The sequence below is a fragment of the Saliphagus sp. LR7 genome, from assembly GCF_003344565.1.
GTDB classification, from domain to species: Archaea; Halobacteriota; Halobacteria; order Halobacteriales; family Natrialbaceae; genus Saliphagus; species Saliphagus infecundisoli.
In genome coordinates this window covers 143,682-153,912 of record NZ_QPND01000003.1, presented here as the reverse complement: position 1 = coordinate 153,912, position 10,231 = coordinate 143,682, and the positions used below count along the sequence as shown (strand labels likewise).

At 68.3% G+C, this 10,231-nt stretch carries 10 protein-coding genes and 1 pseudogene; 6 read left to right on the top strand and 5 right to left on the bottom strand.

Going from position 1 to position 10,231, the window contains the following annotated elements:
• Positions 1-7: 7 nt before the first annotated feature.
• The 3 genes from DVH23_RS05645 (at position 8) to DVH23_RS05635 (ending at position 3,256) form a co-directional block, all read left to right on the top strand.
• Entirely contained in the window at positions 8-991 is a 984-nt protein-coding gene (locus tag DVH23_RS05645) for a glycosyltransferase family 2 protein (protein ID WP_114576745.1), read from the top strand.
• Entirely contained in the window at positions 988-2,061 is a 1,074-nt protein-coding gene (locus DVH23_RS05640) for a DUF354 domain-containing protein (protein WP_114576464.1), read from the top strand. Before DVH23_RS05645 ends, DVH23_RS05640 begins: the two co-directional genes overlap by 4 nt.
• Before the next feature lie 376 nt (positions 2,062-2,437).
• Positions 2,438-3,256 carry an aldo/keto reductase gene (locus tag DVH23_RS05635; RefSeq protein ID WP_114576463.1) on the top strand — a complete coding sequence of 273 codons (819 nt, stop codon included), beginning with the start codon at positions 2,438-2,440 and terminating at the stop codon, positions 3,254-3,256.
• A 45-nt stretch (positions 3,257-3,301) separates the two neighbouring features.
• On the opposite strand, the gene DVH23_RS05630 is transcribed toward DVH23_RS05635, so the two are convergent.
• The 4 genes and pseudogenes from DVH23_RS05630 to DVH23_RS05620 form a co-directional block, all read right to left on the bottom strand.
• Positions 3,302-3,496, bottom strand: coding sequence for a hypothetical protein (locus tag DVH23_RS05630; RefSeq protein ID WP_114576462.1), 195 nt, complete (start codon positions 3,494-3,496; stop codon positions 3,302-3,304).
• Between the two features lie 61 nt (positions 3,497-3,557).
• Positions 3,558-4,331: an MBL fold metallo-hydrolase gene (locus DVH23_RS05625; protein WP_114576461.1), complete on the bottom strand. Its 774-nt coding sequence runs from the start codon at positions 4,329-4,331 to the stop codon at positions 3,558-3,560.
• A 48-nt stretch (positions 4,332-4,379) separates the two neighbouring features.
• Positions 4,380-4,604, bottom strand: a complete 225-nt coding sequence (locus tag DVH23_RS25240) for a hypothetical protein (protein ID WP_394342624.1) — start codon at positions 4,602-4,604, stop codon at positions 4,380-4,382.
• Positions 4,602-5,485 (bottom strand): annotated as a pseudogene (locus DVH23_RS05620) (hypothetical protein); the annotation flags it as partial. The gene DVH23_RS25240 and the pseudogene DVH23_RS05620, both read right to left, overlap by 3 nt.
• A 122-nt stretch (positions 5,486-5,607) precedes the next feature.
• On the opposite strand from DVH23_RS05620, the gene DVH23_RS05615 reads away from it, so the two are divergent.
• Positions 5,608-6,381: an IclR family transcriptional regulator gene (locus DVH23_RS05615; RefSeq protein WP_114576460.1), complete on the top strand. Its 774-nt coding sequence runs from the start codon at positions 5,608-5,610 to the stop codon at positions 6,379-6,381.
• A gap of 72 nt (positions 6,382-6,453) precedes the next feature.
• On the opposite strand, the gene DVH23_RS05610 is transcribed toward DVH23_RS05615, so the two are convergent.
• The gene (locus DVH23_RS05610; protein WP_114576459.1) at positions 6,454-7,410 is read right to left on the bottom strand and encodes a dihydrodipicolinate synthase family protein; all 957 of its coding nucleotides are present in this window, start codon (positions 7,408-7,410) and stop codon (positions 6,454-6,456) included.
• A gap of 209 nt (positions 7,411-7,619) precedes the next feature.
• Between DVH23_RS05610 and DVH23_RS05605 the strand changes: the two genes are divergently transcribed.
• Entirely contained in the window at positions 7,620-9,086 is a 1,467-nt protein-coding gene (locus tag DVH23_RS05605) for a glycoside hydrolase family 28 protein (protein WP_232833702.1), read from the top strand.
• A 49-nt stretch (positions 9,087-9,135) separates the two neighbouring features.
• Positions 9,136-10,131, top strand: a complete 996-nt coding sequence (locus tag DVH23_RS05600; RefSeq protein WP_114576458.1) for a Gfo/Idh/MocA family protein — start codon at positions 9,136-9,138, stop codon at positions 10,129-10,131.
• Positions 10,132-10,231: the final 100 nt, after the last annotated feature.

Genomic DNA, 10,231 nt, shown 5'->3' with positions numbered 1-10,231 from the left:
GTCGCTGATGTACCGCGATCACACCGTCGCCGTCGTCGTCCCGGCGTACGACGAGGAGGGGTTCGTCGGGGAGGTACTCGACACTGTTCCGGAGTTCGTCGACCGGATATACGCCGTCGACGACCGCTCGACGGACGGCACCTGGGCCGAGATCGAACGCCACGCCGGCCGCCGGGCGCTCGCGGGGCCGGCCTCGAGCGCCGACCGCGAGGGACGGATCGTCTCGATCCGCCACGACCGGAACCGGGGCGTCGGGGCCGCGATCGCTACCGGCTACGAGCGTGCCCTGGAGGAGGGGATCGACGTCGTCGCCGTGATGGCCGGCGACGGCCAGATGGACCCCGAGCACCTCGATCGGCTCCTCGATCCGATCGTCGAGGGCCGGGCGGGCTACGCCAAGGGCAACCGGCTGGGCGGACGGACCGACCTCCGGGAGATGTCGGGCTGGCGGCTGTTCGGGAACGCCCTGCTGACGGGCCTGACGCGGGTCGCAAGCGGCTACTGGGGGATGGCCGACCCCCAGAACGGCTACACCGCGATCTCGCGGGCTGCCCTCGAGGACCTCGCGCTCGACGACCTCTACGAGGGATACGGCTTCACGAACGACGTCCTCGTCGCGCTCAACGCCCGCGGGGTACAGGTCGCCGACGTCGCGATGCCCGCGCGGTACGGCGAGGAGGAGAGCGGCATCGTCTACCGATCGTTCGTCCCCGGGCTCTCCCGGCTACTCCTCCGGGCGTTCGTCCGCCGGCTCCGCAGCGGCGACTCCAGCCGTCCGCCGGTCGGCGCGCTCGTCGCCGTCGGCGCGCTCGGGCTGGCGGCCGGGTTCGCGGGCTCGCTCTTGGAGGGCATCGCCGCGCTTCGTGGGCGATCGCCGGCCGGGCGCCGACGGGCCGCGATCCTCCTCGCGGTCGTGGGCGCCTGGAGCCTGCTGGCCGGACTCGTCCTCGATCGCCGGGACAACCGGGGAACGGTGGTGTCGGTCCGATGAAAGTCGTCCTCACGATCCAGCATCCTGCTCACGTCCATTTCTTCAGGCACGCGATCGGGGAACTCGAGGCCGGCGGCGATGAGGTGTTCGTCTTTGCCCGCGAAAACGACCTCGCGGTGCCCCTGCTCGAGCGCTACGGGATCGCCCACGAGGTCCTCGCGGGTCCGCCCTCCTCGATGGCGGGCCTCGCGGCCGTCCAGGCGACGTACGAACTCCGCCTGCTCCGGCGGGCGCGGGCGATCGAACCTGACGTCATGGCCGCCATCGGCGGGGTCGCGGTCGCCCACGTCGCCCCGCTCGTCGGGGCCCGCAGCGTCGTCTTCGTCGACAACGAGGGCGTCGCCTCCCACCGGCTCATGGCTCCCTTCGCCGACGTGATCTGTACGCCACGGCGGTTCGAGGGCGACTTCGGCGAGAAGCACCGTCGCTACGACGGCTACCACGAACTCGCCTACCTCCACCCCGACCGCTTCGAGCCGGACCCCGACGCGCTCCGGGCTCGTGGCGTCGAGCCCGACGACCGCTACTTCCTCCTGCGATTCCGCCGGTGGGACGCGCTCCACGACGTCGGCGAGGCCGGGCTCTCGCGGGCGGGAAAGCGCCGGCTCGTCTCGGAGCTCGCCGACCGCGGCACGGTCTACATCACGAGCACCGACCCCCTTCCGGACGCGTTCGAGCCCTACCGGCTCCCGGTCGCCCCCGAACGGATCCACGACCTGCTGTACTACGCCGACCTCTATGCGGGGGACTCGGCGACCATGGCAACCGAGGCCGCGGTCCTTGGGACTCCCGCGGTCCGGGTCCAGTCGTTCGCCGGGCGCGACCGGGACATGAGCAACTTCCGGGAGCTTGCAGGCTACGGGCTCCTCCGCTCGACGCCCGACGAGGACCGCGCGATCGACTCGGCGCTCGCGCTGGCCGACGCCCCGCCGGGCCGACAGTCCGCCCGCCGCGACCGCCTCCTCGCCGAGAAGATCGACGTCACGGAGTTTCTCGTCTCCCTCCTGCGTGCCCAGAACCGGAGCGGAGACGGGAGAAGCAGCTACCCCCGACCGCGGATCCGCCGGTAACGCGCTCTAAGTGCTCCGTCGATCCAGTCGACCTCTCGTCGGACGACGTCCGACTCCGGCTTCGCCCCCCTCGGCACGTGATCGCCGGACGAGCTCCGGCCGTCCTGAGTCCCATGATATCAGATCAGATATCAATATTTGAAACGGACTAATTGATATTTCGGATATGATAAATAACTCGGTCAAGGACGTTTCGTGAACTGAAACCGGAACTATACCCCCGTTCGACTCGACTCGATCGTTATCTCTCGATAGGGGGTGTATTGGAGCAATAACGTATATCTTATCACTTTGTCGTTCAGTCAAAGAACGAATATGACTAGTACGAACGGCGGGCATCGGAACTTTTAGGGCGTTCACTCTCCCCGAGCCGGATATGCCAGGACGCATGCCCCGGATCGGGCTCGGGACGTACTCCGACGACGACCGCCACCGGTGGGCCGACCGGGTTGAGACCGCCCTCGAGCTCGGCTATCGCCACGTCGATACGGCACAGGTCTACGGAAACGAGGAGTACGTCGGCGAGGGGCTTGCGGCTTCGGACGTCCCCCGCCAGGAGGTCTTCCTCGCGACGAAGACCGTCCACGTCGACGTCCCCGGCCCCGACCGGTCGGATCTCACCGACGCCATCGAGGGCCGTCTCGACCGACTCGGGACGGACTACCTCGACTTGCTGTACGTCCACTGGCCCGCGGGCGTCTACGATCCCGAGACGACTCTGGAGGTCTACCAGGAGTTCTACGACGACGGCGTCGTCGGACATATCGGCGTCTCGAACTTCGAGCCCGAGAACCTCGACAGGGCCCGTGAGGTCCTCGACGCACCGATCTTCGCCAACCAGGTCGAGTGCCACCCCCTGTGCCCCCAGGACGAACTCCGGGCGTACGCCCGCGAGGACGACCACTGGCTGGTGGCCTACTGTCCGCTCGCCCGCGGCGAGGTCTTCGACCGCCCCGAGATCCGGGCGGTCGCCGACCGCCACGACGCCTCGCCGGCCCAGGTGAGCCTCGCGTGGCTGCTCTCGAAGGAAAACGTCGCGGTCATCCCCAAGGCAAGCAGCGAGGAACACATGCGCGACAACTTCGCGGCCCGCGAACTCGTCGAGGACCTCACCGAGGAGGACATCGAGCGGATAGACGCTATCGACGACCGAACGCGCCTGATCGACCGGGAGTACGCCCCCTGGAACCGGTAAACCGTTCCGATCGGCTCGAGTCGAGGACCGGCGACCGGGAACCGATCAGGGGAGTTCGCCGGGACCGCTCGTCTCCCCGGAGTCCTCGTCGCTCTCTGTCGCCGCGAGGAACTCGGAGCCACAGGCCGGACACGACTGGTGGTTCCGTTCGTACCCCTCTCCACACCGGATACAGCGGTAGTTTGCCTCCCCCTCGTCGTCCCCACCGAACAGCCCGCGGATCCGTTCTACCAGTCCCATTGGTGGATCGACAGCTGCCCGGCCAATAACGGTATCGGCCGGTGACTCCCGGCGGTGTGGCCTACGCGAGCCGGTCGCCGCCCTCGTCCAGAGCCACGGGAACGGCCCGCGAGGCGACGTCGCCGGCGAACTCGCGGGACTCGGACCGGAGGTCGTCGAAGGTGTTGTAGTGGATCGGAACGACGAGGTCCGGCCGGAGGTCGCCGGCCAGCTCGGCGGCGTCGTGGCGGTCCATCGTGAAGCTGCGCGCGATCGAGGGCATCAGAAGCGAGACGTCGAGACCGTCGTGTTCGTCGACGACGTCGGAGTCGCCGGTCCAGAAGCAGGGGGTGTCATCGATCGTGAGCACGAACCCACAGCCCAGTCCTCTCGGGTGGGCGACGTTTCCCTCGTCGTCGGCGCGCGGGCCGTCCTCGCGGTTGTACGCGGGGACGACCTCGACGTCGATGCCCTCGACCGTGAGTTCGTCGCCGTACTCCACGCGTCGGACGTCGTAAGGGAGTTCCTCGGGTTCGACGACGTCCCGGCCGCTGTTGTCGGCGACGCCCTCGGCGGATACGCCTTCGTAAACGAGCACCGTCGCGTCCTCGCTCGCGACCCGCCGGACGCCGTCGTCGTCGTAGTGGTGATCGTGGGTGACGACGACGAGGTCGCCGTCGGCGGCGTCGTAGGGGCCGCCGCTCGGATGTCCGTCGAGGCCGTATTCGTCCTCCCACTCGCCGGTGAGCACGCCGTAGCGTCCGGGATCCGTGTAGGCGATGACTCCCTCGCCCTCGAGCCGTGCGGTCGCGTAGCCGAGCCAGTCCACCGCGAGTCCGTCGTGGGGTACGGTCATGTCTCAGGCTATCCCGGATGGCGCGTAAATAGGTTGTGCTCCCGGCGATCACTCGGCCTCCCGATCGAAGAGGAGGGCTCCGTCCGCGTCCTCGATCCGGATTCTCGACCCATCGGCGAGGACCGACGGGCGCTCGCGGGCGGGGGAATCGGGTTCGGTCGTCCCCAAGACGGCAGTGACGAGCCAGGCGGTGCCGGGCTCGTAGGTCCCACGGAGGACCGGGACGGCCGTTCGCGGATGGACGACGTTCGTGTTCGGGTCCTGGTCAACGATCTTGCCCGAGCGCCCGACGTTGTCCGGGATGATTCCGCCGTTTTCGGCCGTGCGCTCGCGCCAGGCCTCCGTGTACTCCTCGACCCACTCCCGGTATAGCAATCGTCGCCGGTGTGGAGGTAGGCATTGATCATCAGGCTCGTGATCGCGAGGTTCAGCGGGATGTCCTCCTTCGAACCCCGTTCGGCGTAGATCTCGTACAGCCGCTCCTCGTTGTCGGGATCGAGCAACTCGGTCGCTGACTCGAACTCGAGGTCCCGCCAGGGGAGCCCGTGGCGCGCCCACCGGTACTCCGAGCCGTAGCCGCCGAAGGTGGACTGGGAGCCAAAGGCCGAGAGATCGGCGTACTCCGGGCCCATGCTGCCGGTCTGTGGTGCCCGGACCAGCCGCCGGTCGGCGTCGTAGTTCTCCACGTCGCCGTCGCCGAGGTAGAGCCCGGCGAATCGCTTGGCCCGGGAGACGACGCCCTGGTCCTCGGGCGCAGCCAGGCCCATGTTGTAGGTCAGCTGGTTCGACTCGCCGAGGTGGAACCAGTCGCGACACTGCTCGAACCCGTCGACGACCATCGGATGGCCGAAGGGGGTCTCCGTCTCCGCTCCCCGCTCGACGGCCGCCTCGCGAGCCTCCCGAGCGTACTCGAGGAAGCGCTCGTCCCCACCCATCGCGTAAACGAGCGGCCAGTTGTAGAACCCCTCGAGGACGTCGTCGAAGCCGTCGACGCCGACGTGGTCCGCCGGCGGCCAGAACGGTTCGCCGCTCTCGCCGAAGTAGTCGCCGTAGAACCGCTCGACGGCGGTCTCGAGCAGGTCGAACAGTCGTCGCTGGTCGCTCGCCCAGTCGGGCGGCTGGTCGATCGCGGTCGTGGCCTCGAGTTCGAGCATGTCCGTGCCCGGGTCGTTCGCGAGCATCACTGTTGGGGTTCCGGAACCACGGGGGTCGACCCCCTCCCGCTGGTTCCCCACGCGGGAACAGGTTTATGATGCATCGGGACAGTCCTCCCGGTATGACACAGCCACCCGAATCCCGCCCCGGCCGGACGATCAGATCGGTCGAGATCGCGTTCAGCATCATCGACGCCCTGGAACGACGGGACGGTGCCGGCGTGACCGAACTCGCCGACCGGCTGGACCACTCGAAGAGCACGATCCACAGCCACCTTCGAACCCTCGAGGAGCTGGAGTACGTCGTCCGGAAGGGCGACGAGTACCGGCTGAGCCTGCAGATCCTGGGGATGGCCGAACACGTCCGCGATCAGGTCGGCAACTACGACGTCATCGAGGAGGAAGTCGATGCGCTGGCCGATGAAACCGGCGAGATCGCCCAGTTTGGGATCGAAGAGCACGGCCAAGTCACCTACCTCCACAAGGCGAGTGGGGAGCAAGCGGTCGAGACCGCTTCGAGCGTCGGCGCCCAGCAGCCGATCTACGCGACGGCACTCGGCAAGACCATCCTCACATTCCTGCCTCCCGAGCGCATCGACGAGATCGTCAGCGCGACCGAGTTCGTCGCCCACACGTCCCACACGATCACCTCGCCCGAGGAACTGTACGACGAGATCGAGACGATCGCCGAGCGAGGGTACGGGATCGACGACGAGGAGAACATCGCGGGGCTACGGTGTGTCGCCGCTCCCGTCAAGAGCGAGTCCGAGATCCTGGGCGCGGTGAGCATCTCCGGCCCGAAGAGCCGGTTCACGGACGACCGGATCCACGACGAGCTCCCGGAGTTCGTCACCCGGGCGGCGAACGTGATCGAACTCAACACCAAGTTCTCGTAGCGGGCCCTGCGACTGGCGATCAGTTCGGGAAGCGGGGCCAGGAACCCGCCGTCGCCATCGTCGTTCCCGTCGCTATCGCCGTTCCGGGGATACTGGAGACTGCTCCCGGAGACCGTCCTGAATGTGGTCGTAGGCGCGTTCGGCACGCTCGCGGTCCTCGTCGTCGAGTTCGACGAGGGGTTCCCGGACGGGACCGCCGTACTGGCCGGCGCACTCGAGACCGGTCTTGAGGACGGGGACGCTGTTGGCCCCGGGGTAAACGTTGTCCGTGCCGGGTTCGCTCCGGAGGTTCATGAACGGCTGGGCGAGGTCCCGGAGGTCGCGGGCCCGTTCGACGTCGCCGGCCTCGAGGGCCTCGAAGATCGCCAGTCCCAGGCGGGGTTCGACGTTGGTCGCGCCCGCAGTAAAGCCCTCGGCGCCCTCGAGGTAGTAGGCGGGCGCAGGCGGCTCGGCCATCCCGCAGACCCAGACGACGTCGCTGTCGACGGTCGCGACGCACTCGGCGAACAGTTCGATGTCGGAGATCGCCCACTTGATCCCGACGACGTTGTCGTGGTCGGCGATCGCCTCGACGAGTCCGACCGTGACCTCGAAGTTCCGAAGGTAGGGGACGACGCCGACGTCGACGGCGTCGGCGATCCGACCGTAGTAGTCGGCGACGCCGCGTTCGTGTTTGAACGTGTGGTGGGGCGGCATCACCATGATCGCGTCCGCGCCGTGTTCCTCGTGGGTCCGCGCGAGGTCGACCGCGGTCTTCGTGCTCCCGCCGACGCCCGCGAGGACGGTCGCGTCCGCGGGAAGCGTCTCGCAGGGGACGCGGACGACGTCGATCCGCTCCTGGCGCGAGAGCGAGTGATACTCGCTGATGTTGGCTCCCGCCAGAAAGAGGCGAATCCCCTCGTCGTAGAGCCAGTCGGTCGTCGCCGACAGCTCCGCTAACAGTATCTCGTCCGTATCGGCGTCGTCGAACGGGGTCAACAGTCCCGCGGCGACGTCTTTCAGGTCGGATGCGACTTCTGCGGACGGCATGGGTCGGAAACGACCCGACGGGATAATAAGTTTTTGTGTCGGGGTATCCGACGCCGTTCGAAACGTCTCGTCGCTTCGGGTCCGATTCGCCCCGAGCCACGGGTACGCACAACGCTTATGTCCGTCCTGAAAAACGTGGGAACGATGCCGAGCAAGACGACACGACGGTAGATATCCGTTCGTTCGGCGCCGAGCGCGGGTCGGACGCCGTGAACACCGAGGCGATCCAGCAGGCGCTGGACGACCGGGCCGGGATCGGCGGCACCGTGTCGATCCCGCCCGGCGAGTTCGTCACGGGACCGCTGCAGGTCGGCGACGAGACGACCCTCCGGATCGAGAACGGCGCGACGCTCCGGTTCGTCGAGGACTACGATGCCTTCCCGACCGCCGAGAGCCGCTGGGAGGGCTGGGATCAGGTCGGCTTCCACCCCTGCCTCTGGGTCCGGGACGCCGAGAACGTCGAGATCACCGGGAAGGGCGCGGTCGACGGCTCCGGGGAGTACTGGTGGGGGTTCTACGACGCAGAGTACCCCGAGGGGCTGGCCGACCGGCTGGCGGAGTTCGCCGAGCGAAACGAGTACCAGGACGACGTCAGTTCCTTCACCCTTCGGCCGCCCCTGCTCCAGATCTACGACTCCGAGAACGTCACGGTGTCGGGAATCACCCTCCGGAACTCGCCGTTCTGGAACACCCACGTCGTCTACTCCGCGGACGTCACGATCCACGACGTCTCGATCGAGAACCCCGCGGACGCGCCAAACGGCGACGGGATCGACGTCGACTCCTCGCGGTTCGTCCGGATCAGCGACACCTACATCAACGCGGGCGACGACGTGATCTGTCTCAAGTCGGGCAAGGACGAGCCGGGACGCGAGGTCGGCGAGCCGGCCCGGAACATCACGGTCACGAACTGCACGGTCGAGGCCGGCCACGGCGGCGTCGTCATCGGCTCGGAGATGTCCGGCGACGTCCGGGACGTGACCGTCTCGAACTGCACGTTCACCGAGACCGACCGCGGCATCCGGATCAAGACCCAGCGGGGTCGGGGCGGCGGCGTCGAGGACCTCCACTTCGAGAACATCGTCATGCGAACCGTTGCCTGCCCGTTCGTGGTCAACGGCTACTACTTCACGCCCCTGGACAGCGATCCCCAACCGGTTGACGAGTCGACGCCGATGGTCCGGAACGTCCACTTCAGCAACATCACCGCGCGGGACGTCGAATCGGCGGCCTTCCTCGCGGGTCTCCCCGAGCGACGCCTCGAGGGGATCACGTTCTCCGACGTCCGGATCGACGCGACCCGCTCTCTGGACGCGACGGATCTCGACCCCGCGATGGCCGACGGCTACGAGCAGGCCCACGGGCTGTTCTGCAAGTCGATCGCCGACGTCTCCCTCTCGGACGTGACGGTCCGAACCCCCGACGCCCCCGCGATGCGCTTCGAGGATACGGACCGCGTCTCGCTCGACGGCCTCTCCGTCGAGTCCGGCTCTCCGCCCCCGCTCGAAATCGAAGACGTCGGGGCGACCCGGATCCGGGGCTGCGTTCTTCCCGACGACGGCCCCTTCCTGCGGGCCGACGGCGAGGAGACGCGGACGATCTCACTTCGCGGGAACCACGGCTCGCCGACGATCGACGTGGACGGAGCCCCGACCCTCGAGATTGACCGGCAGTAGCGCCGGCATCACAACCCATAACTCGGTGCCTCCTCCTCGTTTCCGACGAATGGCATCCGAGATCCGATACGGTATCGTCGGCTGTGCCGGGATGGGAACGAACCACGCCGACGCCGTCCGCGACGCCGAGGGGGCGACCCTCGCCGCCTGCGCCGACGTCAGTGAGGAGAACGCGCGCGCGTTCGCAGAGAGCTACGGGACCGAGTGGTACACCGACCCCGCGGAGATGGCCGTCGAGGCCGACCTGGACGCCGTAAGCGTCTGTACGCCCAACGGGACCCACGCGGAGATCGTCGCCGACCTCGCGGCGGCGGGTGTCGACGTTCTCCTCGAGGTCACCCCCGAGCGGGTCGCCCGAACCGTCGAGTCCTGCGAGGAGGCGGGGGTAAAACTCGGCTGTATCCTCCAGCGGCGCACCTTCGGCGGGCCACGCCTCGCGCGGGAGGCCGCGGCCGACGGCCGGCTGGGCGAGCTGGTCCTCGCGGACGTCCAGGTGAAGTGGCACCGCGAGCCCGCCTACTACGAGGACGTCGCCTGGCACGGGACGACCGACCTCGACGGCGGGATCCTGCTGACGCAGGCGCTCCACGGCGTCGACTTGCTCCAGTGGGCCGCCGGCGGGGTCGACCGGGTTGCCGCGGGCCTGGACACGCTCCACCACGACGTCGAGGCCCCCGACACCGCCGCGCTCACGGTCGAGTTCTCCGGAGGAGGGTACGGCCAGCTTGCGGCCACGACCGCGACCTATCCCCAGCGCCCGATCACGCTCGGAGTCCACGGTACCGAGGGGACCGTCCGCTGGCACGAGGACGAGGTCGACGAGGCCGTCACCGTCGATGGCCCGATCGAGGACGCGGCCGAGCCGTTCCCGATGGGCGTCGGGATCCCCGGCCAGGTCCGGGACTTCCTCGAGGCGATCCGCGAGGACCGAGAGCCGATGGTCACGCCCGTGGACGCACGCGAGGCCCTCGACATCGTCTTCGCCGCCCAGCGGTCGTCCGAACGCGGGGAGTGGGTCGACGTCGGGAGCATCCGCGGGCGGTAAGGGATCCGGGTCGCGCCGTGTCGGCCCCTTCGGTCGGTCGGACAACGGCGGTGTGGCCGCGGTCTGGTGGTATTACGTCCCGATCATCAACGGGCTGAAT

Coding starts and splice junctions, on each gene's coding strand:
- DVH23_RS05630 (WP_114576462.1), bottom strand. CDS start 3,496: ATGGGACTGGTAGAACGGATCCGCGGGCTGTTCGGTGGGGACGACGAG.
- DVH23_RS05600 (WP_114576458.1), top strand. CDS start 9,136: ATGGCATCCGAGATCCGATACGGTATCGTCGGCTGTGCCGGGATGGGA.
- DVH23_RS05640 (WP_114576464.1), top strand. CDS start 988: ATGAAAGTCGTCCTCACGATCCAGCATCCTGCTCACGTCCATTTCTTC.
- DVH23_RS05635 (WP_114576463.1), top strand. CDS start 2,438: ATGCCAGGACGCATGCCCCGGATCGGGCTCGGGACGTACTCCGACGAC.
- DVH23_RS05625 (WP_114576461.1), bottom strand. CDS start 4,331: ATGACCGTACCCCACGACGGACTCGCGGTGGACTGGCTCGGCTACGCG.
- DVH23_RS05645 (WP_114576745.1), top strand. CDS start 8: ATGTACCGCGATCACACCGTCGCCGTCGTCGTCCCGGCGTACGACGAG.
- DVH23_RS05610 (WP_114576459.1), bottom strand. CDS start 7,410: ATGCCGTCCGCAGAAGTCGCATCCGACCTGAAAGACGTCGCCGCGGGA.
- DVH23_RS05615 (WP_114576460.1), top strand. CDS start 5,608: ATGACACAGCCACCCGAATCCCGCCCCGGCCGGACGATCAGATCGGTC.